This window comes from Halomonas sp. KHS3 (assembly GCF_000830495.1).
In the GTDB taxonomy this organism is placed as follows: domain Bacteria; phylum Pseudomonadota; class Gammaproteobacteria; order Pseudomonadales; family Halomonadaceae; genus Vreelandella; species Vreelandella titanicae.
In genome coordinates this window covers 1-24,566 of sequence record NZ_JWHY01000010.1, presented here as the reverse complement: position 1 = coordinate 24,566, position 24,566 = coordinate 1, and the positions used below count along the sequence as shown (strand labels likewise).

Genomic DNA, 24,566 nt, shown 5'->3' with positions numbered 1-24,566 from the left:
AAATGTCGGTTTAACGACCAGACTTTACGCGGTTCCAAATGCGCGTACGGGCACGCAGCACATCTTGAGGCTTTTCAGCCTGCACGTATAGGTTTTGCATGACCTCGGTTTCTGGGTAAATAGCCGGGTCATTGATGATTTCATCAGAGAGGTACTCATCGGCCGCCGCGTTAGGATTGGCATAACGCACGTACTCGGTAATTTCAGCAGCGATTTCCGGGTCCAGAATAAAGTTGATAAAGGCGTGAGCGTTTTCAGTATTAGGCGCATCGGCGGGTACTGCCATCATGTCGAACCAGAGCGCGGCGCCTTCTTTAGGAATGCTATAGGCGATGGTGAAATCTCGCCCTGCTTCTTCAGCACGATCGGCGGCCTGGAAAACATCACCCGAGTAACCAGCGGCCACGCAGATATCGCCATTCGCCAGATCGGACACATAGCGGGAAGAGTGAAAATAAGTCATGTCATCGCGAACGTCGGCGATCAGTTCGCCAGCCGCTTCAATATCGTCCAGATTTTCACTCAGGGGATCAAACCCCAGGTACGCCATGGCGGGCGAGAGCATTTCATCGGCAGAGTCCAGCATCGACAAGCCGCAGCCCGCTTCGCTCAATGCAGCGGTTATTTCAGGATCAAACAGCAGTGCCCAACTATCTACCGGCGCGTCATCACCCAGAATTTCTTTTACCCGGTCAACGTTATAGCCGATCCCATTGGTGCCCCACATATAGGGAACCGAGTATTCGCTACCGGCGTCGATGGTTTCCAGGTTGGCCATCAGCTCGGGGTTGAGATTGTCTAAATTGGTTAGTAACTCATGGTTGAGCGGCTGAAAAACACCGGCTTTCACTTGGCGGGTAAAATAGTAGGTAGAAGGTACCACCACATCGTAGCCGGAACGCCCGGCGAGCAGTGCGGCATCCAAAATTTCATTGCTGTCATAAACGTCATAAGTCACTTCAATGCCGGTACGCTCGGTGAATTTTTCCAGCGTTTCCGGGGCAATGTAGTCTGACCAGTTAAATACCCGCACCTCTTCAGCGTGGGCAGCGCTAGCCGCTGCGGCGAATGAGATAGCCGCAACGGCCGCGGAAAGTTTGTGGATGTTCCCCATTATCACTGCTCCTGTTGTCTCAACTAGTCATTAAACAATTCAGCATTCACTAAACAATTCAGCCAAATGTTTTGCCAAGTGTCTTCATACCAAGTGCGCCCTGCTGCTGCCGGCAACAGCCCTCAGCGGCTAACAATAGCGTAGGCCATATTACTGACCGTGCGAATTTTGCGGTGCAGTGACGCCTACCGCAAGCCAATGTGAAAAATTCTTGTATTTTGCCCTACCGACCCCATTAAGTAGCTAGTAAAACAGGATCTTGTGGTACGCCAATAGGGCAATGCTATTGGCTAGATGGCTTTTTTTAATTTTAGACATTAGTCGCTAGCCGTTAGCATTAGCACTACTTTATAAACCCTTCGCTCATGACAACTGGAGATTATCTGAATGTCCTTGATCAACACTGAAGTAAAACCGTTTAAAGCCACTGCTTACCTGAATGGCGAATTCGTCGACGTAAGTGAAGCTGATCTGCAAGGCCAGTGGTCTATTTTCTTCTTCTACCCCGCCGATTTTACCTTTGTTTGCCCCACTGAGCTGGGCGATTTGGCCGATCACTATGCCGAGTTCAAGAAGCTGGGCGTTGAGATCTACAGCGTTTCGACCGATACCCACTTCACTCACAAAGCATGGCACGACAGCTCAGAGACCATCGGCAAGCTGCAGTACCCAATGATCGCCGATCCGACGCTACGGATTTCACGTAACTTCGAAGTCTTGATTGAAGACGCGGGTCTTGCTGAGCGCGGCACATTCGTTGTCGACCCAGACGGTAAAATCCAAATTGTCGAAATCAACGCTGGCAATATCGGCCGTAACGCCGAAGAGCTGCTGCGTAAAGTGAAAGCCGCTCAATACGTTCGTGCCAACCCGAACGAAGTGTGCCCGGCTAAATGGAAAGAAGGCGAAGAAACGCTGGCACCTTCACTGGATCTTGTAGGCAAAATCTAAACCGCCTACGGCTTTCACGCGCTTGCTCTTATTTGCGTGGCGCAAGAGCGTGCAGGTTCAACGCCCGGGTTTCGCCCGGGCGTTCTGTTTTAAAACAGTTTTAAATTATTAATGATTAGCGCCGTCACACGCGTGTATTTAATACGTCTGTTACTTGCGAGGAAGCTACTGTCATGCTGGACGCCAATTTAAAATCCCAGTTAAAAGCGTATCTGGAAAAAGTGACTCAGCCGTTCGAGATCGTTGCCTCCCTCGATGACGGTGCCAAGTCACAAGAACTTCTCGGCTTGCTTGAGGACATCAGCAGCCTGAGCGATAAGATTACCCTACACAGCGATGGCCAGGACGACCGCACGCCATCGTTTGCGATTAACCGCCCGGGTGAAGAGACTGGCGTGGTGTTTGCCGGTATCCCCATGGGCCACGAGTTCACGTCGCTGGTATTGGCGCTGCTGCAAGTCGGCGGCCATCCGCCTAAAACGTCTGCTGAGCTACTCGACCAAATCAAAGCCCTCGACGGCGAGATGCTTTTCGAGACTTACTACTCGCTCTCGTGCCAGAACTGCCCTGACGTGGTTCAAGCGCTTAACCTCATGGCTATCTTCAACCCGAACGTTCGTCACGTCGCTATCGACGGGGCACTGTTTCAGGACGAAGTTGAGTCGCGGGAAATCATGTCAGTGCCAAGCATCTATCTGAACGGTAAGCCGTTCGATCAAGGCCGCATGACCCTTGAGCAGATTTTGGCCAAAGTTGATACTGGTGCCGCCGAACGCGATGCCAAAAAGCTAAACGAGAAAGCCGCTTTCGATACGCTCGTCATTGGTGGTGGCCCGGCAGGCGCGGCAGCCGCTATTTACTCAGCACGCAAAGGCATTAACACCGGCATTGCCGCTGAGCGTTTCGGTGGCCAGGTGGCTGACACCATGGGAATTGAAAACTTTATCTCCGTTTCCCATACCGAAGGCCCCAAGCTAGTTAGCGCGCTTGAAGAGCACGTAAAAGATTACGAAGTCGATGTCATGAACCTGCAGCTTGCCACGGCTTTCAAAGCAGCCGAGGCGGAAGGTGGGCTGCACGAAGTCTCCTTTGAGTCGGGTGCAACGCTTAAGAGCAAAACCCTGGTACTGGCGACGGGTGCCCGCTGGCGCGAAATGAATGTGCCCGGCGAACAGCAGTACCGCAACAAAGGGGTGGCTTACTGCCCTCACTGTGACGGCCCGCTGTTCAAAGGTAAGCGGGTAGCGGTGATTGGTGGCGGTAACTCTGGCGTTGAAGCGGCGATCGATCTGGCGGGTATTGTCGGCCATGTCACACTCGTAGAGTTTATGGGAGAAATGCGCGCCGACGCGGTGCTGCAGAAAAAGCTCAAGAGTCTGCCTAACGTCGATATTATCCTCAACGCACAGACCACCGAAGTGACAGGCGATGGCAGCCGTGTAAATGGTTTGAACTATAAAGACCGCACGTCTGACGAGAGCAAATCCATCGCGCTGGAAGGTATTTTTGTTCAGATTGGTCTGGTGCCTAACACCGAGTGGTTGAAAGGCTCTCCGATTGAGATGACACCCCGCGGTGAGATCATCGTCGATGCCCATGGTATGACATCCGTGCCCGGCGTCTTCGCCGCAGGCGATGTAACTACCGTGCCCTACAAGCAGATCATCATCGCCATGGGCGAAGGCGCCAAGGCATCGCTGGGTGCTTTCGACTATCTCATTCGAAACTGACAGTGGCGAAGAAAAGCCCGCTGACAAAAATGCCAGCGGGCTTTTTAGTGGGAGGGAGCTTCAGCTCGCGAAACCTTAGGCTATTCGCCTATGCCAATTACGAAGAAGACGGGATTTCCCCCAACACTTCAGGGATTGTCATCTTCACGTAGCGGCCCGGCGCAGGCTCAATAATGTTGAGTTCACCGTCCCCTGGTTGGCGCACGGGCACCATTTTTTCGCTATTGGCATAGCCATTGTCGGTCATCCATGCCTGCCAGTGAGGCCACCAGGAGCCTTCCTGAGCCGTAGCACTTGCAAGCCACTCCTCATGGCTTTCGGGCAGTGTGTCGTTAGTCCAGTAGCTATACTTGTTCTTATGGGGTGGGTTGACGATACCTGCGATATGCCCCGAGCCGCCTAGCACAAAGGTCACTGGCCCCTTGGGTAGCAACGCCCCATAGTAGGTGCTGTTCCATTTGGCGATGTGGTCTTCTTTGGTGGAGATAAAATAGCTGGGCGCCGACACCTTGCGCAGATCAATTTTCACGCCATCCAGCTCAATGCCACCTGGCTCAACCAAGCGGTTCTCTAAATACATATGGCGTAAATACCAGGCATGGGTACCTGCAGTTAAATTGGTACCATCAGTATTCCAGTAGAGTAGATCAAAGGCGGCAGGCGTCTCGCCCTTCAAATAGTTATTAATGTAGAACGACCAAAACAGATCATTCTCACGCAGCAAGTTGAAGGTGTAAGCCATTGAGCGGCCATCAAGGTAGCCCTTCGCCTCAAGAGTTTGCTCAATGCCTTCAACCACCCGCTCATTGAGAAATACGCCGATATCGCCAGGATCACGAAAATCCTGCAGCGTGGCCATATAGGTCACCGACTTTACTTTGCGCCCACGGCGGGTGCTGGTGAGGTACGCTACCGTAGATGCCGTTAACGTGCCGCCGACACAGTAGCTGAGAAGATTAACCGACTTCTCGCCGCAGGCCTGCTCGATAGCTTCTATCGCGCTGATCGGCCCCATCTGCATATAGTCGGCCCAGGTAACATCGCGCTGCTCCGGGCCAGGATTACGCCAGGAGATCAGGAACACCGTATGGCCCTGATCCACCAGCCACTTCACCATTGAGTTATCTTCGCGCAGATCGAGAATGTAGTACTTATTGATCCACGGCGGCACCATTAGCAACGGCGTTTTAAAGGTCTTTTCCGTCGTTGGCGTGTATTGGATCAACTGAATCAGTTCGTTTTCATACACCACTGAACCGGGCGTTACCGCTATGTTTTCGCCTACGCCAAAGGCGGCGCGGTCTGTCATGCGGACATTAATGCCCTCACCAGAGTTACCTAAATCTTCACGTAGACGGGCCAGACCATCCACTAGGTTTTGACCACGGGTTTCAATGGTGCGGCGCATGACCTCTGGATTGGTAGTTATAAAGTTAGTGGGCGCCATCGCGTTGACCAACTGGCGCGCGTAAAACATCAAGTTACGCTTCTGGGTTTCATCCAACCCACTTAAGTTTTCAACCAGCTCTTCCACCATCTGCGAGAACAGTAAGTACTGCTGCATAATGGCCATATAGTGGGGGTTTTGAGTCCAGGCTTCATCTTTGAAGCGACGGTCACTTTTAGCCGGGGTAATCAGCGGCGTTATTTGCTCGCCAGCCATGCCACGCAGGGCCTGCTGCCACAATAGCCACTGGTCTTGAAGCAAACGGTTCTGGGTTTCCCACAGCAGCGTAGGGTTTTGCATTAATGACTGCGCACCCGCTTCAAAGCTTTCACGCATATCACTGTAAATTGAGTCGGCGGCTTCACTGGGCGCAATACGGGAAAGCAGATCCTGCATCAATCCTTGGTACTGTTCGCTAATCTCTTTAAGCTGGTTATTCCAGGCTTCAATTTCCTCTGGGGATAACCCTTCAGGCAGTCCTTGAGAAAGCCCTTCAGACAGGCTGTCAGATAGCCCTTGTGATATTGCCTGGAACGGATTGTGCCACGCTGACTGCATACTCATTCTCCCTACGCCTATCATCGGGCGCACCGACCACTTTGGCTATGTAAGCATATATAAATTAAAGCTTATAAATGCATCGCGGCGCCCTTGGGCGCCGCGATGAGGTCACTAATCAGCTTTTGCGCGATGACTGACTAGAGGCTTTGGCAGGTTGCTCGCTTTTTGTAGCCGCCTTGGCTTGCTCGGACATTTGCTGACCGGCTTCGCTGAACATTTTTTCCATTTCAGACTTAAACTGCAGGCTCATTTCGCTCATGACGCGCGCGTCTTCCTGCATCTGCTGGGAAAGCTCGTTCATCATTTCAGCTTGCTTGGTGCCGAAATCACGCAGGCTTTCTGCGTCTTGAATTTCAGTGGCGCTACGAATGCGCTCTGTACCCATCTGGCTGTAGCGCTTCATGGCTTCCAGCTGATACTGGGTCATTTTTTCCATGTTGTTGAGCATCAGCGAATTAATTTTACGCATGGGCTCAAACATTTGCTTAGTTTGGGCGTTGAAGGCGTCCATCATATTGTCTTGCATAGTGTCTGCTCCTGTTTAGTTCCTTGGCATGAGCCTTGGAGTGACTCATCGTGATGTAGCTTGTCTTGCCTTGATTTGCTGCACTGCAAAAAGAGTAGTCCCTGACATGCTGCATTGCAACAGCGACACTGTTTTAAGTAGCTGCATTCAGTAACGCTACAAAACGTCTCCGCAATGCCTCTCTCACATCGCCATTAGCAATCTTTCAATCCACTTCCCCACAATCTATTTTTGCCAGTCTATCGTTACTGATTTATGAATCACTGCGCTTGGATGTTGAACGTGTGCTTGAGCCGGAACGGGAGCGCGACGACGCTGTTGACTTGGCCTTACCACCACTACTGGTACTTTTATTGGCACTACTATTATTAGTACTGCTCGCCCTGGAACTCGCCGCACTGCTTTTAGAGCTGGTGTTACCACCCTGTTCAGCCGCACTGCCGTTAGACGAGGACGCACTAGTGGCATTAGTGCTGGCGCTGCCCGCTTGGCGCAACATATCCAGCATCATTTGCTGATAAGTGCCGAAGTTGGCTAGCCCTTGAGACAGTCCTTCAGATAGTCCCTGCGAGAGCCCTTGCTGCATCATCGGCTGCTGGAGAAAGGGCCTCATAAGACTCATGGGGTCGTAGCCCTCTACCCCAGACTCCATTTGCCGCTGGATATTTTCCAGCAGGTTTTTCTGGAAAGCTTCGACATCCGGCAGACCCAGAGATTGGCGAAATTCGTCCGGGGTAAGATCAAATTCAACGTTAATCTTCATAGGCGGCTCCTGCACTGTTTTGTTTGAGTGTAGCAGTGAACTGCAAACCTCACCGTATTGCGCTAGCGCTGGGTTAAACGCGGCGTATCAACGCTCACCTCACCATTTTGGCCGCGATGACGCAGCCAGTGATCCAGCAACGTAATCGCCATCATCGCCTCAGCGATGGGCGTTGCGCGAATACCCACACAGGGGTCGTGACGCCCTTTGGTAATCACTTCGACGGCCTGTCCATGGATATCGATAGAGCGGCCAGGCGTGGTAATGCTGGACGTCGGTTTTAGCGCCAAACGAGCCACAATGGGTTGGCCGCTGGAAATACCGCCCAGCACGCCACCAGCATGATTGGAGAGAAAGCCTTCAGGCGTCATCTCGTCACGGTGTTCACTGCCCCGCTGAGCGACACAACCAAACCCTGCGCCTATCTCCACACCTTTTACCGCATTAATACTCATCAAACCATGCGCTAGGTCAGCATCCAGGCGGTCAAACACCGGTTCGCCTAGCCCTACCGGCACCCCTTCGGCAATCACGGTGATCTCAGCACCTACCGAATCCTGATCGCGGCGCAGCTGATCCATGTAGGCTTCCAGTTCTGCTACGCGCTCCGGGTCAGGGCAGAAAAAGGCATTTTGACCCACCGCTTCCCACTGTTTGAAATCAATCTTGATGGGGCCTAGCTGGCTCATATAACCGCGAATCTGAACACCTTGGGCGGCCAAATATTTCTTGGCAATCGCCCCTGCCGCCACTCGCATAGCGGTTTCACGGGCGCTGGAGCGCCCGCCGCCGCGGTAGTCACGGTGGCCATATTTATGGTGGTAGGTGTAATCCGCATGCGCTGGCCGAAACTGCTCTTTGATTTTTGAGTAGTCGTTAGAGCGCTGGTCGGTATTTTCGATTAACAGGCCAATAGAGGTGCCGGTGGTCTTGCCTTCAAACACCCCTGACAGGATGCGCACCTGATCAGGTTCTTTGCGCTGGGTAGTATGCCGCGAACTGCCCGGCCGACGGCGATCCAGATCATGCTGTAAATCTGCTTCGCTTAACGGTAACCCAGGCGGGCAGCCATCAACGATCGCGCCGAGCGCTGGGCCGTGACTCTCACCAAAGGTAGTGACGGTAAATAGTTTGCCAAACGTATTGCCAGACATGGCGATTAGTTCCTCACTGGAAAGACGCCACATGGGCGTCGAGTTCAGCGGCGCTCAAGGCAAATACGCCCTGGCCGCCACGCTCGAATTCAAGCCATAGGAAAGGCACGTCGGGAAACGCCGCTTCCACATGGCGATCAGAGTTGCCGACTTCTAAGATCAGCCAACCCTCATCGGTTAGGTGTTCCCGCGCTTCACGGAGTATGCGCCGCACGATATCCAAGCCATCGCTGCCTGCCCCCAGTGCCAAGGAGGGTTCATGGCGGAACTCAGCAGGCATGGTGGCCAGGTCGCGGGCATCAACATAGGGCGGGTTGGAGACGATGAGATCAAAACGTCGACCTTCCAAGCCGCTGAATACATCCGATTCCACCGCTCGCACCCGGTCTCCCACATCATGGCGGGTAATATTTTGCCGTGCCACGGCCAGGGCATCCTGGCTGATATCTGCAAGCGCCACTTCACAAGTGGGCAAATAGAGTGCCGTAGCAATGCCGATACAACCGGAGCCAGTGCATAGATCCAGCACGCTAGCAGGCGGCTCTTCGGGAAACCAGGCGGCAAAGCCGTCTTCAATCAACTCGGCAATCGGCGAGCGCGGAATCAGCACGCGCTCGTCAACGCTAAACGGGTGACCGGCAAAGAAGCTCTCGCCGAGCAGATAAGGCAGCGGGCGGCGGGTGGTAACACGCTCCCGCGCCAAGGCAATAATCCGCTGACGCTCCACGGGCAGAAGCCGCGCTTCTAACACACTGGGGTCAATATTCCACGGCAGATGCAGCGCGCCCAAGCAGAGTGCCACCGCCTCATCCCAGGCAGAATCGGTACCATGGCCATAGTGCAGGCCCGCCAGATAAAACTCGCTGGAGACCCAGCGCAGGTAGTCGCGCAGCGTAAAGAGCTGGCTCACCAGCAACGACTCCGACAGGGAAAGGGTTGAGTGAGAATGCTCAACATTTAGATGCGTGGTCACAGCGGCTCCTGGTTAACGATAATCATGACTGCAGGCAATAGAACCTGAGCCATATGACGAATAAAAGATTGTACCTTTCACGCCGCCCGGTTCACAGCAACGCTCAGCCCGCTATACTGTGCTTCTTTAACTGATTCACCCGTGCTACCCCCATTTTTCTACCACCCGAGCCTGACATGACGCGACACCGCCACCTGCCGAATGATGACGATATCAGTGCCTTCCGCGACGCCTTGAAGGCGGCGGGGGTACGCCCTATCGCCACCAATCAGGCCGACCCAGGCAAACCCAAGCGCGACGTTAAGGCCCATGAAGCACGGCGCAACGCGGCGGTTGAGAGCAGCGCCCCTCAATCCAGCGGGCGCACTTCGGATGGCCGGGTGGAAGCCGTGCGCCCCTCAGAGTACCTCGAGTTCAGCGTGCCCGACTTACCATGGCGCACGTTTAGCCAGCTAAAGCGCGGCCAAACCGCATGGCAGGCGGGGCTTGATCTACATGGCTATACGCTGGAGGAGGCCCGCACGGAGTTGGAGAGTTTTCTGCGTGATTCAGCGGGGCAAGGTCTGCGCTGTGTGCTGGTGGTGCATGGCAAAGCGTGGGGCACCACCTCTGATTTTCCTGTACTCAAAAGCCATACCAATACCTGGCTACGGGAGTGGCCGGGGGTGTTGGCGTTCTGCTCGGCCATCGATCTCGATGGTGGCACAGGGGCAGTGTACATCCTACTGCGCAAGCGGGGTCAGTAGCCGTTACTCGGTAGCATCGGAAGCGATACTGGGCATCCGGCGTTCCAGCGCTTCATCTGCCAAGTGGCGACCAAGGCGAATCAAATCTCGGCCCCGGTAAAATTCGTAAGTACTACACACCGTTTTGGGGATTTCGATCAGCACATCAGGCGGGTACCCCGCCACCTTGTACTTGGCCAACGCCGCCTGGGTAATATCAAACGACTCCAAAATCATATCGAGCTTGCTCCACTCGCGCTTGCCGCGCGCTTCAGTGGTTTCTTCTAGCTCTTTGTCGTCGCTCTCCCCGTTTGCGCCATCACCATTGGCACCCAGCCCTGCCCACAGTTTTTGGGTAGCTGCGCGTACATCGCCTATCCAACTGCTCATGCGTTGATCGCGGTCGATCTCGCTTTGGGTGCGGCTATCGGCTTTTTCCTCCTCTTTAGGCAGTAACTCATCCAAGGTCACCGGCAACGGGCTATGGGCAGTCACATTAACCGCTACCACAAAGTCTGCTTGGTGCGCGGCTACCATAGGCATAATCGGCAGCGGGTTGAGCAGCCCGCCATCCACCAGCACCTGCTCGCCCAGATGAACAGGGGTTATAACACCCGGCACGGCCATTGAGGCACGAATCGCCTGCAGCAAAGGGCCACTTTGAAACCACACTTCCCGTTGCCGCACCAGGTCTGTCGCTACCGTGGTGACGGGGATCGCTAGGTCTTCAATCAGAATATCGCCGACCAGCGCTTCCAGTTTGCTCATGACCTTGCTTGCACGCATCGCCCCCATTGAGCTCCAGGTTACGTCAACCAGTTTGAGCACATCCAGGTAGTCGAGTTGACACACCCAGTCACGGTATTCAGGCAGCTTACCCGCGGCATAAATACCGCCAATCACTGCGCCCATTGAACACCCCGATACGGCAATAATTTCGAACCCCCGCGCCTCCAGCGCTTCGATCACGCCGATATGCGCGTAGCCACGGGCACCACCGCTGCCCAATACCAGAGCGACTTTATTGCCACTGCTCACGTGAGCCAATTCATTCATGCTGCGTTCCCTCCCTTAAACGGCACCAGTGTTACCCCAGTGAGCGCCGATAACCTTGGCAACTTGCGCCACTGCTCTAGGCTCCAAGTGTAAATGGTGGCCCCCCTTGAGCACTTTTCGGGTTAATCCTTTGACCGCTTGCCGTGCCTCTTGAGCCCATTTGCGCTCGCCTAAAATTCCCTGCTCGCCTTCTATCAATAGCAGCGGAACGTTAATTTCCGCCAGTAGCGATAGCACTTGCTGAGGGGTAAAGCGCACCAGGGACGGCTTCAGTAACCGGCTGTCGGTGCGCATTTGCACATGACCATCAGCAGTAGGCTGGGTGTTACGCTCTACTAGCGGCGTTGCCGCGATGCTATCCAGCGGCGTGACCCCGCCTGCAACACGCGCAGCAACGGCACTCTCGATATCGGGGTAACGCGGCGCTCGTGACAGCGGCCGACGGTAGGCTGTAAGCCCCTTACGCAGCTGGTTGGCGGTCTCTTCAATGGGCGTATTGAGCGCTCCAAGTCCATCAATCAGCGTTAGCCGCTCGACGCGTTCGGGTAACGAAGCGGCGAGCAAGCAGGCCACTGCCGCCCCCATGGAATGGGCCAGTAAGCTGGTTTGCTCCAGCCCCAAGGACTCCATGGCATCCAACACGTCATGGCAATAGTCCCAAAGGGCATAGTCGCATAAGGCATAGTCACCGCCCTGTGGCGCGTGTGCCGAATGACCATGGCCGCGAAAATCCAGCGCCACAATACGAATATCCAACGCCTCTACCAACAGCGGGGCTAATCGGGTAAAGCTGGCCGCATTATCCAACCAGCCGTGTAAGGCTAACCAGGTTGGGGCGTCAGCACGCCCCCAGCTCAGCGCCGCTAAGCGACCTTGGGCAAGCGACAGCGGCTTTGGCGCAACAGAGAGCGCTGCCGGGGTGATTTGGGGCATAAAGTAACAGTCCTGAGTAAACAGCTAAGGAGCCTCTGATTAACGTAAAAAAATCAACGAAAAAGCGGAGTTTACGGGTTGTAAATGAGCATTTTGAGGCGATTTTTAACGCCGTATGGTCGAGCGCAATAGTTAATCAGAGGTTTCCTAATAATCCTAAACAAACGGCCGCGTCACAGGGTCAGCAAGATGACGGCGTAGGCGACAAACGTTACCATGCTAGGAATATTTTACTTCAACATTGTACTTAACATAGTACTTAACACTGCATTGGTGCCGTTATGAAACCACGTCGTGATACCCGCGCCCGTAATCTGGTCTTTTTTGTTGCTGTCATCAGCGCCACCGTCGTCGGTTTTTGGCTGGCCCGCTGATTCATGAGTCGTCAAATCCTCACCGGATTAAGCTTCACCCAGTAGGCCGAGGCTGGCTGCCGGCGCTTGGCGACGCAACCCCCGCGAAAGCGCATGCCCAATGACACCGATCAATAGCGCCCCGCCAACGGGAAGGAAAACCCATAGTCCCAGATGCAAACGCGGGGTGAGATCCAGCAGGTAAATATACAGTACGGCCGAGGTTAGCTCCGCAAGTATTGCGCCCATCAAACCACTGGCAAAACCCAACAGCGCGTACTCGGCCCCCTGTACCCGTGAAATCATTCTGCTGCCTGCGCCAAATACGCGCAGTAGGCCGCTTTCATGGGCACGCACCGGGCGGCTTGCGGTCAGCGCGGCATACAGCACGCTAATCCCTGCCAGTAGCACCAAGGCGAGCACCAACTCCACTGCCCGGGTGACCTGGGCAAGCACATCCCGCACCTGACCTAAAATCGCGTCCACATTAAGCAACGAGACGCCAGGGAAGTCGGTGATCAGCTCACGAATCAGTCCCTGTTCCGCGTCTGGCAGGTGAAAAGCGGTGATGTAACTATGGCCAAACTGCTCCAGCACGCCCGGCGGGAAAATAACGAAGAAATTAGGCTGGAAGCTATCCCAATTCAGACTGCGCAGGCTGGTAATTTGGGTAGTGATCTCGTCGCTACCCACCGAGAAGGTCATCTCATCACCAATGCTTAGCCCAAGCCTTTCGGCGAGCCCATCCTCCATTGAAATGGGCACAGGCCCCGACTGTGGTGTTGCCTCCACGGCACTCATCCAGCCTTGGCTTTCATCGCTGCTCTCACTGCCTGAGTTGCTACCCAGCTGCGCTGGCGTGAACCACTCGCCAGCCACCACTTGGTTGCCTTCTGGCACTTCAGATTGCCAAGTAAGGTTGAGCTCACGGCGCAGTGAGTTGTCGCCACGGGCATCCGGCGGCACGGCCTCTCTGGGTGGCTGATCATTGATCGCTATCACTCGCCCACGCACCATCGGGTAGAGGGTGCTTTGGGTTTCCACCCGTGGTGAAACCGCCGCTTCAAAAGGGTCACGCTCGGAAGGCTGAATATTGATGGCAAAGTAGTTAGGCGTATTTTCAGGCAGTTGATCCTGCCAGGTGCTTAGCAAATCGCCACGCACCAAGACAATCATCGCCATGGCAAAGAAGGTCACCGAGAAGGCCAGCAACTGACCTAGGCCCGCTTGGCGACGCCGTGCCAATTGACGGCCGCCTAAGCGAAGTGCCTGTGACCACTCACTGCGCCCTGAGAACCGCTGCACAACACGCAGTAAGCCGCTAAGTAATAAGGCACTAATTATCCAAAGCACACCAAGCAGCAGCGCACCACCGATCAATAATCCAATCGCCAGTGGCAGGCTACCCGAGTAGAGCCAAAGCAACCCACCAAACACGATGCTCGCTACGCCAACGACCAGCCAGGCCGATGGCGGCAGTGGATCTAGCTCACGACGCAGTACTTTTAGTGCGCTGACTTGCTTGATACGCAACAGCGTTGGCCCGGCAAACCCAACCAGCACGGCAAGCGCGGTGAAGACCCCCAACCCTAGTGGCATCAGCCCCGGTGGCGGAAGTGTCATGGGTAGAAAACTCACCAATAGCCAAATCAGCACCGCTTGGCCAAGAAGGCCAAGCAGCGCTCCAATGACTGCCGCGACCAGTGCCAAACCGAGTAACTGAAGGGTGAAAATCGTCACTAACTGACGCTGGCTGGCACCAAAACAGCGCAGTAGCGCAGCGGTATCCAAATGGCGCTCGACATAACGCCGGGTAGACATTGCCACGGCCACACCCGCCAGCAATACCGCCGCTAACCCGGCTAGCCCCAGGTAGCTTTCTGCCCGCTGTAACGCATTGCCAAGCTGGGGACGGTCAACGCGAACATCCCGCACCTCTACCCCATTGCGGCGTAGCTCAGCAAGTAAGCCTTGTACTTGATCGAGCGCCTCCGGCGGGCCTGCGGCTAGAATTTCAAACTCAATCCGTGAGCCCTCTTGAACCAGGCCCGTTGCCTCGACATCTGCCGTATTGAGCATCAAGCGCGGGTTAAAACTACCAAAACCACCGGACTGATCCGCTTCGCGCTCGATGATCCCCGTTACGGCCAGTTCAGTTTGCCCCACCTGTACTCGATCACCCAGCTCGATTTCGACCAGTTCCATCAAGCGTGGATCCGCCCACGCCTCCCCTGGCGGCGGACCAGAAGCAGTTTGCTCGGTGCCATTGCCAAAGTCCACGTAGGAGACACCGTAGTGAGGGTAGACTTCATCCACGGCTTTTAAGCTGGCAGGCTGAAAGCGCCCCTCGCGGCTAATCATCGACACCAAGTCCACTTGGTCGCTAAGCACAAAACCAGCGTTTTCCAAGCGCTCTCTCAGCTCCTCGGAAAAAGGATCACGCTGCTCTAGCACCAGATCTCCGCCCAACATCTGCCCTGCCTGGCGCTCCAGACCGCGCTCTAACCGATCAAGAAAAAACGCAATCATGGTGGAGGCCGCGACAGCCAATACCAGGGCAATAAATAGCGCACGCACATCAGCTGCGCGCAGATCCCGCTTGAGGCTGCGCATCGCCAAACGCCAATTCACATCACTCATTGCGCGCCCTCATCAATCGAAGCGGCAGTTGGTACGATGTTTTCAAGTACGGCTTCTAACTTGCCATGATCTAACCGCAAGCAGCGATCGCAGCGCCGCGCCAAGGCGTGGTCGTGAGTAACCAGAATAAGCGTAGTGCCCGCCTCATGGTTGAGCTGGAAGAGCAAATCTATGACTTGCCCACCGGTATCCAGATCCAGGTTGCCGGTGGGCTCATCAGCAAATACCAGCTCGGGGTCGGTCACGAAAGCACGCGCCACGGCAACGCGCTGCTGCTCGCCGCCGGAAAGCTGTTTGGGTAAGTGGTTCACTCGCTCACCAAGCCCAACACGCTCCAACCACTGAGCAGCGGTTTGCGTCTCTCCGGCGCGGGGCGATAATTCAAGGGGCAACATGACGTTTTCAAGCGCACTCAAAGTGGGCAGCAATTGAAAGTTCTGGAACACAAAGCCTACTCGTCCGGCACGCAGCGCTGCTCGACCATCTTCATCCAAACGGCTTAATGCGTGTCCAAACAGCGTTAGTTCACCGTCGCTTGGCGTATCAAGACCCGCTAATAGCCCCAAAAGCGTTGATTTACCCGCACCGCTCTTACCCAGAATCGCTACGCTCTCTCCCGCCGCTACGCTCAGCGACAGGTCGTGTAAGATGGTGAGCGAGCGTTCACCGCTGGTGACTTTTTTAGAAAGTTTGTCAGCGTGCAGCACGGCTTGCCTAACAGTGCCGCGGGGAACATCGGCTACCGCTTGGTTGTCGGTAGTAGCTTGGCGCTCACCTTGGGATGCCTCGCTCGACATGGATATATCCATAGCAGCATTGGCAGCTTTATCTGAGGAGCTTGAACTTGAAGAGTTTGAACTTGAGGAATAAGACATGAAGCGTGGCATCCCTATGGCATGGCATGGACTGAACCGCATGGTAACCGGATGGCTGGTGCTGCTGATAGTCACCTTTGCCTCATCGTCTATCAACGCAGAGCCTGTCAACGCAGACACAAACCCGGGCCCCACCCTGCTGGTGATGGGTGATAGCTTAAGCGCCGCTTACGGCATAGAGCGTGATGAGGGCTGGGTGAACCTACTGGAAGAACGCTTGGGAGATGATGCCCAAGTCATTAACGCCAGCATTAGTGGTGAAACGACGTCTGGAGGATTACAAAGGTTCACTGACCTTCTCGGACAGCGGGAGCCGGATATTGTTCTCATTGAGCTGGGCGGCAACGATGGTCTACGCGGCTTATCACCCAATCAAATGCAGGCAAACCTAGCCAGTATGATTGAGCAGAGCCAAGACGCTGGTGCTCAGGTGCTGCTACTGGGGATCGATATCCCGCCTAACTATGGCCAAGCGTACCGAGACGCCTTCACCGGGGTTTTCCACTCGCTGGCGGAAGAGTATGACGTTTCCCTAGTGCCTTTTTTATTGGAGGATATCGCCCTGAACGAGGCGTTAATGCAGAGCGATGGCATTCACCCTACCGCCGATGCTCAGCCGATTATCCTCGACAATGTATGGCCCGAACTTGAGCCGCTAATTGAACCCCTATTAGAAACCACGCATCAGGCAGCGGTTCAATAACCTCAGCCTTTTGACTGAGAGGTGTAGCACTTCCACTCGTCAGCTTGTAATCTTAAGCCCTATTTGGCGGTTACTAACGGCGACTCATGCCTGCATCCTCGCATCACACTCCTACATTCTCGCGTCGACAGTTCTTAGCAACAGTCGGCGCGCTTTGGTTAGGCGCAGGTCTTGGCATTCATCCAACGCCTGCCGCAGCGTTTGATCCACAACGCCTACGCCAAAGCATGCAGCAACAGTATGGGCAGGCTGGTTTGTCCGTATTAGAGGAGTGGTTTAACCTGCTTCAACAGCTACAAAACCAAGACGTTCAAGCCAAGCTGCGTGGGGTTAATGACTTCTTTAATCGCCGCATCCGGTGGATTGACGATATCCAGGTGTGGGGGCAAGAGGATTATTGGGCTACGCCTTTGGAAGCAATGGGTAAAGGCCAGGGAGATTGCGAGGATTACTCCATTGCCAAGTACATTACCCTTAAACAATTAGGCATTACTAGTCAGTACCTACGCATGATTTATGTCCGTGCGCGCATTGGGCGTAGTCAAATTACCCAAGCCCACATGGTGCTAGGCTATTACTCGACCCCAGATGCAGAACCGTTGGTGCTAGACAATATTGTACCGTCTATCACCCCTGCCTCTCAGCGTACTGATCTCGACCCACTGTTTAGTTTTAATAGCGATGGACTTTGGGCAGGTGGTTCTTCTGAATCCCGCGCAGACCCATTGGCTCGGCTATCACGCTGGCGCAGCGTCATTGAACGTATGCAAACCCAGGGTTTCATTTAAGAGGAATTGGCACGATGTCACTTATCAAACAACTTTGGATTGCCATTATCGCCCTGCTGCTGCTGTCGTTCATTGGTAGTCTTGCCATTAGTATTACCACTAGCCGCGATTATATCGAACAGGAAGTGCGCATTAAGAACGCTGACAATGCTACCGCTTTGGCGCTTTCAATGAGCCAGCTCGATAAAGACCTTGTCACCCTCGAACTGTTAATCGCAGCTCAATTTGACACCGGCTACTACCGCCGAATCACCCTGCGCGATACGGACGATAGCGTACTTATTGAACGCTCCGCCGAAGAGTATAGTGGCGATGTGCCCGCCTGGTTTCGTCAGCTTATTGAGTTTGATGTGCCCAACGGCACCGCGACGATTCAAGATGGCTGGCGACAGTACGGTACGTTGGAGCTTGAGAGCCAACACAGTTTTGCCTACACCTCTTTATGGCGCAGCATGCTGGAACTCGCTGCTTGGTTTTTACTTGCCGGAGTGATTAGTTTAGCGATTGCTACCGTGATCGTTCGTGGTATTAAGCACCCCCTTTCCCGCGTCGTCACTCAGGCGCAAGATATCAGTGCGCGGCGGTTTACCACTATTAAGGAGCCACGCACGCTGGAGTTACGCCAAGTCACTCAAGCAATGAACGTGCTTTCTGCCAATGTCCATCAGATGCTCAGTCATGAAAGCCATAAGCTGGACGAGTTACGCCGCCATTTACAGCATGACCGAGTCACCGGTGCGCTGAATCGCGACGTGTTTATGGGTAAGCTTTCGTCTCAATTGGGCAGTGAAGATGCCCGCGCAACGGGCATGTTGATCATGGTTCGCGTACAGGCATTAGAGTCACTCAATGAGCAGCTCGGCTACGCTGCCACAGACCAACTATTAAATACGCTGGTTACCCAGTTGGGGCAATTGGACAGCGCGTCGGCAGAACCAATGGTAGGCCGCCTTAACGGCAGCGATTTTATCTTTATGCTGCCGCTTATGGATGATGTAGAGGAGCTTCGAATTCAGGTGATGGCAGCGTTAGCCGAGGTAGCCGCCACGCAGCCCGACGTGGAGATTTATCTACCAACGGCGATTGTTCCTTATGCTCCACATGATGATCGCGGCACACTGTTAGCCACCCTGGATGACGCTTTGGCACAAGCCGAAAGCCTAACGTCCTTTGAACAGGTAGTCGTGCGTCAGCGCAAGCGTATTTCACTCTACAGCAGCCATGCCGAATGGCGAAATGCACTGGAAGCAGCAATCCTGGTTGGCCCTGAGTTAGCGTACTTCCCGGTAGTAGACGCTCACGGAGACATCATCCATTACGAATGCCCGGCTCGCTTACTGCTAGGTGGGGAGTGGCAAACCGCCGGAGTCTTTATTCCCTGGATCACCCGCTTTGAGATGGAGCCTGCACTTGATTTAGCCGTGGTCAAAAAAGCGCTCGCTAATCTAGAAGATGATCTAAAGCCGGTAGGCATTAACCTCTCTGCGGCATCGATCACTAATACACAGTTCGTTAACGAGCTACGGACTCTGTTGGCAGCGCACCCACTATTGGCCAAGCAGCTCTGCTTTGAAGTGCCCGCCACGCTTAGCACGCACGCGATTGGTAGCTTACGGGGGCTTTGTACCGCCTTACGGCCCCTTGGTTGCACGTTTGGTATAGAGCATGTGGGGGCAGAATTCACCAAACTTGCAGATTTACACGATGTGGGTCTTGCTTACTTAAAAATGGATAGCAGTCTTATTCACCAACTGCATGCTTCAAATGAGCAGCAAACCATTGTCCGCGGCATGGCTACGCTCTGCCATTCATTGGGCATTCAGGTGATAGGGGAAGGCGTTGCAGACGATGAGGAAATAGCCTGCCTGTTCCGCGTGGGTGTCGATGGAGCCACCGGACCAGGCGTACGCCTTTAACGCATAAACGCAATCGACGACGACTAGATAGTGTCGTCGTCGCTTAGCAAACCTACATCATTTTTAACCCGCAAGGACTTACGCTCCATCACTTTCGCCTGTGCAGCTTCCGGAAGGTCAGTGAAAGTGATGACTCCCTTGTTTAGTAACACCTCAAGAATATCTTCTACCACCCTCACAAACGCTAAGTCAGACGCTATAAAGTGTGCTGAGGATCCTGGCTGATCAGCAAGGAAAGCCAGTACCTCAGGTGAATCAGGATCAATCGTTTCGTTACACTCTGACGTTGGTTCTTTGCTGAGCATCAGGATCTCGCCGGATGTATTACGTTTGGTGTAGAGCATGACCTGTCCTCTGTAAGTAAACGCGCTCAAGTATTGCGAAAGGTAATTAAAGCATTAATACAACAAGGCCGCCCTGTGGGCGGCCTTGTTGATTGTACGACTGATTAAATATCAGAGTTACTGGTAGCATGGTCATTATGTAGTTTCACATAATCAGTATGCCCACCCGCCGGTTCCACTTCAGTCGACACAGTGCTTTCTTGCGGCGCATCAGGAGCAGGCTTGGCTTTCTCTTCACCACTTTCAGAAGGCGGCAGCAGGCTATCAACGCTTTCGTCTTCATCACTGGAGAACAACTCACTCTCACTTAGTGAAGCCTCGATATCACCTTCAGATTCGCTAGTCTGCAACTCACTCGCGGGGACTGGTGTTGTTGCATTCTCTGAATCATCGTTCAAGGTAAACAGCGTCTCGTCATCTTCTAGCAACGAATAGCCATTACCGCTACTTTCCGGTTCCTCTTTTTCATCCCCTGGTGTTGCTGGAGCAACGTTAGTGACTTCATCATTGTCAGCCAGCACTTCTTCTTGCGCTAGTTCATCACCCTGCGTTAGAGCATCATCCTGACTCTGCTCGTCATCAGGTGTCGCTACACCTTCTTCAACGACTTCTTCTTCACTCTCATCTTCTGACGCCTTATCGCTTGAAGAGGTATCGTCATCTGTAATGTTATCGTCACGACTTTCTTCCTCATCGATGTCTTCAGCATCGTCAACAGTGGTGTCGTCTGTCGGCTCTGGCTCGTCTACCGCTTCCTCCCCTTCAACAGAAGGTTGAGTTTCTTCTTCACTGTTAATCAGTGCGTCAAGCTCTTCGGCACTCATCAAGAAGCCTGCTTCAGCGAAGGTGATGAGACCATCATCACCTATATCGGCAGTGGCAAACGAAGCGACCAACTGGCCATTAGCAAATAGCTCAACGGTGTCACCTTCGTCAAAAGCAAACATTCCATCGGTGAGTTCGCCGATCAAGCCACTGCTGGTTTGGTAGGTCAGACCGTCGATCACGTCATGAGCGAGCACCGCCGTTTTGATTGAATCATCCGTATGTTCATCAAAGGTGGTAATCCCCGCATGCTTCTCAAGCATATCGCGCACGTGCTGCATGGCGTCTTCTTCGGTGACGTAGCTATCACCAACTCCCTCCAGTGCCGATTTAAGCTCAGCCTCGGAAACGTTACGCAAATCAAGCGTACTGCCTTCAAAGGCGGCGTTCATGGCGGAGGTAATGGTGATGCCGTTATCGGCTATGCCGTCCGCGTCCAGCGACTGCAGGAACACTGCCATATTCTCAACGTACTCATTGTTGAGGTCAGTCAGCTCGGTATTCGCCATTTCCTGCAGGAACACTTTGCCATCGGCAAGGGCTTCCGCGGAGGCGGTACCTATCACGACATCGCCTACCATAAAGGTCACCGAATCGCCGTCACGGTACTCAAAAGCACCGTTCTCATCGGTAGTACCGCTAAGCCCGGAGGAGGTGGTGTACATCGCGCCTTCTACAATGCCGTCGACCAGCTGTGCCTGCGTCGCGTTATAAGCTGCCAGGCTTTTAATCTCGAACTCTCCACCGGTACGCACGACCTTAACAGAATCAAATTCAAAGCCGGGAGTGAACGTTTGTTCAAACGAACCATTATTACTCCCCTTGGAAAGGTATGAATAGCCTAGAGAGTTGCCGTCCTCATAAAATTCTACATACCCTGAGTCGAAAACCCCACCGAACCCTTGGAGCTCAATATCTACACTAGTAGCGTTCCCACCTAAATTATAAGGCTCGGATGGATCCCACCAATTCAATGTATGATCATCGTTACTTTCGAAACCTTCCCATGAGCCTTCAGGTTCACCGCTGTTATCGTCAGGCTCAGAAGCAGTATTATCTGGCGGTATCGGTACAGTTTTGCTTTCAGCCGAATCAGTTGCTGAACGAGTTAATGTTTCGACCGTTGTATCCGTGGTGCCTGGATTAGACTCGGTCGCAATAGCTTCAGCGGAAAGCTGGAAATCTTCGCCCGCCTGACCAACAGGTACTGTCAATGTCAAACCATTGCCGCTGTAGCTGGTCTCACCCGGATCTACTTCGATCAGCCAACTGCCATCACCCTGTTCTGCCCCCTGACTAAGCACACCACCTTCGGGTACGCCTGTGACTTTAATACTCAAGGTCTCACTGCCATCTGTATCGCTAAGTGCAGCAGTTAAATCAACAGCATATTGATAAGCAGATACCTCAGTAACTTCAACAGAGCCAACCGAAACGGTTGCACCTTGAATAGTCGCTGTTTCAGATGTCTCTGTTGTTGCTGCACTAAATTCCAGCGTCAATCTTCCTTGACTGTCAAGAGTCGTGGTAATTGAAACATTATCAACGAAGTTAAGGTTGTAATTCGATGAAGAGCCATAATCATCAAAAACAAACTCTTCATCACCATTTGCTCTGACAACCCAACGGTCATCAAACACATTCCAGCCACTATTCCAGCTACCTTGGATTAGCACGGGCATATCAACAGTAACTTGTTGACCAGCAAACACTGTGCCAAAGTCAAATACTTGGGTTGAAGCTTCAGAATAATTGTAATTAGGCGTTCCCTGTATATTGCCATCTCCACGCTCTTCACCAAGTAGCTCAGTAAACTCCCTAGATTGACCCGAAATGGTGCCTGTCTCATCGACAGACATCGCATCGCCAAGAGAGATGGCAACAGTTGGTTTATCAGCAACGGCATCAATATTGACCGTCGTCATATAAGTATCCGCTGACCAATTTTGTCCATCGGAGACTTTAAATTCAAATGACGTATCTGCGTCTGTATCCGAATTAGCAGGAATAAACGCAAGCTCACCGTTAGTCAGCTGTTGAGCTGTCACCTCCTCGCCAACCGCCACGTCAATTCCATTTAACTGAAGCTTACCAATTTCGTTATCAGGCAAAGACTCTATGCGCACACTTTCTAATGGTTCGTTATCTACATCCGAGTAGTCACCAAAATCATTGATACCCAAAACTACATTGGAAGCGCCCTCATTCAAGCTGACAACGTCGTTGGTGGAGGTTGGGGTGCTATCAGCGTCGATAATAGTCGCTTCGGCGGACTCGCCTCCTACTGTAAGTGTGAAAGTTTCATCCGCTTCGTCGATAAAGTCTTCAATCGTTTCAACGGTGATGCTGAACGTTGTAATACCCGCAGGCACAGCGATCTGGCCGTTGGCATAAGTAACACCATCACTGAAGGTGGCGTTCGCCAGCACGTCATCATAGTCCGAACCGCTGGTGGCAGTATCACCGGTGGCACCTAGGCTGATGGCGTAGGTCTGGGTGCTGCCACTAGAATTGCTCAGCGCGACCTCGAAGACGGCATTGTCGCCTTCGTCTACCTCTCCGCCTTGGGCAGCGGTAGTGATACTCTCAATCGTAGGAGTGTTGTTCTCTAGTGTTAAGCTGACTGGTACAGCAACCTCTTCGAAGTTGCCATTCACCTCAATGACCTTCGCAACCAGATCTTCGGCACCATCGGTTTCAACCGCCACAGATCCCTTGCCATTGCGATCAAGCTTGACTTCATAAATCTCGCCACCAATATTTACCGTAGCGGTCGGGAAAGTATCTACGAAATCATACTTGCTTTCGTCAGGATGGTTGGATGTCTCAATTTCGAAGATGACTTCGGATGCACCATCAATACTAATCGCCTCACCGTTCATCACTTCCTTGTATTGAATGGAATGGATTAGGTAATCATCATCGAAACCAACTGCTGTGAACTCCGCACGGACAAACGTTTCGCCACTTCCCGGCTCAAAGGTATATGAGTTGTCAACACGGTCAGAACCACCAGCCGCATGCTCTGTTTTGGTGACTTTGCCCTCAGCGTCGTAGTAAGTCACTAGAGCATCCGTCGACGTACCGCCGCCAGACACGATTGCCCAACCAACAGAGTTTCCATCTTCATCAAAGAATTCAACTTTTGCCTTCTCACCGTTGTTACGCCAAGCGAACTGAATATCAAAGGTTTTCACTTCGTTATTAAAGTCAACAACGATTTTTTCGCTACCACCGTTAGTACCATAACCAAGTTCGCTGCTATCACCACTACCAGAAGTTGTACCCTCGACGCCAAATCCATCGTGGTCGGTGCCTGTGACTTTGGAGATAGCTCCTTGATCATCCTCGGATCGATAGGCTGTCACGGTGAAGCTATCGGTGTCATCGACATTGCCAACATTAATTTCAGAAGTTTTCGTCACAATGGCAGTGATGCCAACAGTGGTGATGTCGATAGTATCGTTGACCGTAACCATCGCGGAATCACTACTGTCTAGTTTCTCAAAGTTGTGATCACCTTCATCAGCAACTGAGACGCTGTAACTTTCACTATCAAGGTAGACGTCGTCACCCTGAACCACGAACGCGTTTGAGGTGCCTTCAGTGGCTCCTTCAGCAAACACAATGGTGGCTCCATTGCTTAAAGTCACGGTGAAGCCCTGGCCCGCCGGGTTGCTGAGCGTGGCAGTGATAGTCGCTGTACCAGTCCCTTCCTCCACGGAGACATCATTCAAGGTGAGCGTGGTGATATCGATGCTATCGACAACTTCATGCGCGGTGGCACTGTTTACAAGATTGAGGTCTTCGTAGCCGCTGTTATTGCTGCTTTCAAAGTTGGTCGGTGCACTAATGGTATCGCTATCAACAAACACATCGGGATCACTGAAAGTGAACTCAGTGGTGCCGCTGGTGGCACCCGCTTCTATTGTAATAGTTTGCTGCTCGCCATTGACGTCGAAGGTGAAGGTTTCAGTCGCTGTTGGTGCAGTGCCCAGTGTGATGGTGTAGGTCACTGTGACAGCGTCTTCGTTGCTGCCTGCTGCCTGCGTCGAGGTCAGTGTGGCATCGACGGTGTCGATAGTGTCGGTGACCGTGGTCTCGGCGGCGTCGCCCAGGGTGACGTTCTCGAACGCGCTGCCGTCGGTGGCCGCGGCGTCTTCAAGGGCCACGGTGACGTTCTCGCCGT

Annotated in this window: 18 protein-coding genes; 6 read left to right on the top strand and 12 right to left on the bottom strand. The window is 53.3% G+C overall.

Features of this window, described 5'->3' with window-relative positions; genetic code table 11:
• Nucleotides 1–10: 10 nt before the first annotated feature.
• Entirely contained in the window at nucleotides 11–1,114 is a 1,104-nt protein-coding gene (locus tag RO22_RS19270) for a polyamine ABC transporter substrate-binding protein (protein ID WP_022522773.1), read from the bottom strand.
• A 387-nt stretch (nucleotides 1,115–1,501) separates the two neighbouring features.
• Here RO22_RS19270 and ahpC point away from each other — a divergent pair, with 387 nt between their 5' ends.
• Entirely contained in the window at nucleotides 1,502–2,065 is a 564-nt protein-coding gene (ahpC, locus tag RO22_RS19265; protein WP_027958409.1) for an alkyl hydroperoxide reductase subunit C, read from the top strand.
• 173 nt (nucleotides 2,066–2,238) lie between these two features.
• A complete protein-coding gene (ahpF, locus tag RO22_RS19260) occupies nucleotides 2,239–3,795 on the top strand; it encodes an alkyl hydroperoxide reductase subunit F (protein WP_027958408.1) in 1,557 nt (518 codons plus the stop codon).
• 97 nt (nucleotides 3,796–3,892) lie between these two features.
• Here the strand turns inward: ahpF and phaC are convergent, their stop codons facing one another.
• The 5 genes from phaC to prmB all read right to left on the bottom strand — a co-directional run bounded on the left by phaC (nucleotide 3,893) and on the right by prmB (nucleotide 9,219).
• Nucleotides 3,893–5,800, bottom strand: a complete 1,908-nt coding sequence (gene phaC, locus RO22_RS19255) for a class I poly(R)-hydroxyalkanoic acid synthase (RefSeq protein WP_081742571.1) — start codon at nucleotides 5,798–5,800, stop codon at nucleotides 3,893–3,895.
• A gap of 118 nt (nucleotides 5,801–5,918) precedes the next feature.
• Nucleotides 5,919–6,329, bottom strand: a complete 411-nt coding sequence (locus RO22_RS19250) for a phasin family protein (RefSeq protein WP_007113285.1) — start codon at nucleotides 6,327–6,329, stop codon at nucleotides 5,919–5,921.
• 253 nt (nucleotides 6,330–6,582) lie between these two features.
• Nucleotides 6,583–7,092 carry a hypothetical protein gene (locus RO22_RS19245; protein ID WP_051430497.1) on the bottom strand — a complete coding sequence of 170 codons (510 nt, stop codon included), beginning with the start codon at nucleotides 7,090–7,092 and terminating at the stop codon, nucleotides 6,583–6,585.
• 62 nt (nucleotides 7,093–7,154) lie between these two features.
• On the bottom strand, nucleotides 7,155–8,246 hold the full coding sequence (aroC, locus tag RO22_RS19240) for a chorismate synthase (RefSeq protein WP_027958405.1): 1,092 nt from the start codon (nucleotides 8,244–8,246) through the stop codon (nucleotides 7,155–7,157).
• 13 nt (nucleotides 8,247–8,259) lie between these two features.
• Entirely contained in the window at nucleotides 8,260–9,219 is a 960-nt protein-coding gene (gene prmB, locus RO22_RS19235) for a 50S ribosomal protein L3 N(5)-glutamine methyltransferase (protein ID WP_027958404.1), read from the bottom strand.
• Between the two features lie 176 nt (nucleotides 9,220–9,395).
• On the opposite strand from prmB, the gene RO22_RS19230 reads away from it, so the two are divergent.
• A complete protein-coding gene (locus RO22_RS19230; protein WP_022522766.1) occupies nucleotides 9,396–9,965 on the top strand; it encodes a Smr/MutS family protein in 570 nt (189 codons plus the stop codon).
• Nucleotides 9,966–9,968: 3 nt separating this feature from the next.
• On the opposite strand, the gene RO22_RS19225 is transcribed toward RO22_RS19230, so the two are convergent.
• The 4 genes from RO22_RS19225 to RO22_RS19210 all read right to left on the bottom strand — a co-directional run bounded on the left by RO22_RS19225 (nucleotide 9,969) and on the right by RO22_RS19210 (nucleotide 15,723).
• The gene (locus RO22_RS19225; protein WP_027958403.1) at nucleotides 9,969–11,000 is read right to left on the bottom strand and encodes a patatin-like phospholipase family protein; all 1,032 of its coding nucleotides are present in this window, start codon (nucleotides 10,998–11,000) and stop codon (nucleotides 9,969–9,971) included.
• Between the two features lie 15 nt (nucleotides 11,001–11,015).
• A complete protein-coding gene (locus RO22_RS19220; protein WP_027958402.1) occupies nucleotides 11,016–11,933 on the bottom strand; it encodes an alpha/beta fold hydrolase in 918 nt (305 codons plus the stop codon).
• A gap of 401 nt (nucleotides 11,934–12,334) precedes the next feature.
• Nucleotides 12,335–14,926 (bottom strand): ABC transporter permease, encoded by a 2,592-nt coding sequence (locus tag RO22_RS19215; RefSeq protein ID WP_009287954.1) that lies wholly within the window; start codon nucleotides 14,924–14,926, stop codon nucleotides 12,335–12,337.
• A complete protein-coding gene (locus RO22_RS19210) occupies nucleotides 14,923–15,723 on the bottom strand; it encodes an ABC transporter ATP-binding protein (RefSeq protein WP_231500643.1) in 801 nt (266 codons plus the stop codon). Before RO22_RS19210 ends, RO22_RS19215 begins: the two co-directional genes overlap by 4 nt.
• A gap of 76 nt (nucleotides 15,724–15,799) precedes the next feature.
• Here RO22_RS19210 and RO22_RS19205 point away from each other — a divergent pair, with 76 nt between their 5' ends.
• The 3 genes from RO22_RS19205 to RO22_RS19195 all read left to right on the top strand — a co-directional run bounded on the left by RO22_RS19205 (nucleotide 15,800) and on the right by RO22_RS19195 (nucleotide 19,208).
• Complete coding sequence (locus tag RO22_RS19205; protein ID WP_027958400.1) at nucleotides 15,800–16,504, top strand: arylesterase; 705 nt, start codon at nucleotides 15,800–15,802, stop codon at nucleotides 16,502–16,504.
• Between the two features lie 86 nt (nucleotides 16,505–16,590).
• Nucleotides 16,591–17,292, top strand: a complete 702-nt coding sequence (locus RO22_RS19200; protein ID WP_009287953.1) for a transglutaminase-like cysteine peptidase — start codon at nucleotides 16,591–16,593, stop codon at nucleotides 17,290–17,292.
• A gap of 14 nt (nucleotides 17,293–17,306) precedes the next feature.
• Entirely contained in the window at nucleotides 17,307–19,208 is a 1,902-nt protein-coding gene (locus RO22_RS19195) for an EAL domain-containing protein (RefSeq protein WP_027958399.1), read from the top strand.
• A 23-nt stretch (nucleotides 19,209–19,231) separates the two neighbouring features.
• On the opposite strand, the gene RO22_RS19190 is transcribed toward RO22_RS19195, so the two are convergent.
• Both RO22_RS19190 and RO22_RS24905 read right to left on the bottom strand, forming a co-directional pair.
• Nucleotides 19,232–19,552 carry a hypothetical protein gene (locus RO22_RS19190; RefSeq protein WP_022522757.1) on the bottom strand — a complete coding sequence of 107 codons (321 nt, stop codon included), beginning with the start codon at nucleotides 19,550–19,552 and terminating at the stop codon, nucleotides 19,232–19,234.
• Between the two features lie 104 nt (nucleotides 19,553–19,656).
• Nucleotides 19,657–24,549, bottom strand: a complete 4,893-nt coding sequence (locus RO22_RS24905; protein WP_200890272.1) for an immunoglobulin-like domain-containing protein — start codon at nucleotides 24,547–24,549, stop codon at nucleotides 19,657–19,659.
• Nucleotides 24,550–24,566 lie beyond the last annotated feature (17 nt).

What these genes read in the sequence shown, in the direction of transcription:
- RO22_RS19270 (WP_022522773.1), bottom strand. Translation starts at nt 1,114, where the DNA reads ATGGGGAACATCCACAAACTTTCCGCGGCCGTTGCGGCTATCTCATTC.
- ahpC (WP_027958409.1), top strand. Translation starts at nt 1,502, where the DNA reads ATGTCCTTGATCAACACTGAAGTAAAACCGTTTAAAGCCACTGCTTAC.
- ahpF (WP_027958408.1), top strand. Translation starts at nt 2,239, where the DNA reads ATGCTGGACGCCAATTTAAAATCCCAGTTAAAAGCGTATCTGGAAAAA.
- phaC (WP_081742571.1), bottom strand. Translation starts at nt 5,800, where the DNA reads ATGCAGTCAGCGTGGCACAATCCGTTCCAGGCAATATCACAAGGGCTA.
- RO22_RS19250 (WP_007113285.1), bottom strand. Translation starts at nt 6,329, where the DNA reads ATGCAAGACAATATGATGGACGCCTTCAACGCCCAAACTAAGCAAATG.
- RO22_RS19245 (WP_051430497.1), bottom strand. Translation starts at nt 7,092, where the DNA reads ATGAAGATTAACGTTGAATTTGATCTTACCCCGGACGAATTTCGCCAA.
- aroC (WP_027958405.1), bottom strand. Translation starts at nt 8,246, where the DNA reads ATGTCTGGCAATACGTTTGGCAAACTATTTACCGTCACTACCTTTGGT.
- RO22_RS19230 (WP_022522766.1), top strand. Translation starts at nt 9,396, where the DNA reads ATGACGCGACACCGCCACCTGCCGAATGATGACGATATCAGTGCCTTC.
- RO22_RS19225 (WP_027958403.1), bottom strand. Translation starts at nt 11,000, where the DNA reads ATGAATGAATTGGCTCACGTGAGCAGTGGCAATAAAGTCGCTCTGGTA.
- RO22_RS19220 (WP_027958402.1), bottom strand. Translation starts at nt 11,933, where the DNA reads ATGCCCCAAATCACCCCGGCAGCGCTCTCTGTTGCGCCAAAGCCGCTG.
- RO22_RS19215 (WP_009287954.1), bottom strand. Translation starts at nt 14,926, where the DNA reads ATGAGTGATGTGAATTGGCGTTTGGCGATGCGCAGCCTCAAGCGGGAT.
- RO22_RS19210 (WP_231500643.1), bottom strand. Translation starts at nt 15,723, where the DNA reads ATGTCGAGCGAGGCATCCCAAGGTGAGCGCCAAGCTACTACCGACAAC.
- RO22_RS19205 (WP_027958400.1), top strand. Translation starts at nt 15,800, where the DNA reads ATGAAGCGTGGCATCCCTATGGCATGGCATGGACTGAACCGCATGGTA.
- RO22_RS19200 (WP_009287953.1), top strand. Translation starts at nt 16,591, where the DNA reads ATGCCTGCATCCTCGCATCACACTCCTACATTCTCGCGTCGACAGTTC.
- RO22_RS19195 (WP_027958399.1), top strand. Translation starts at nt 17,307, where the DNA reads ATGTCACTTATCAAACAACTTTGGATTGCCATTATCGCCCTGCTGCTG.
- RO22_RS19190 (WP_022522757.1), bottom strand. Translation starts at nt 19,552, where the DNA reads ATGCTCTACACCAAACGTAATACATCCGGCGAGATCCTGATGCTCAGC.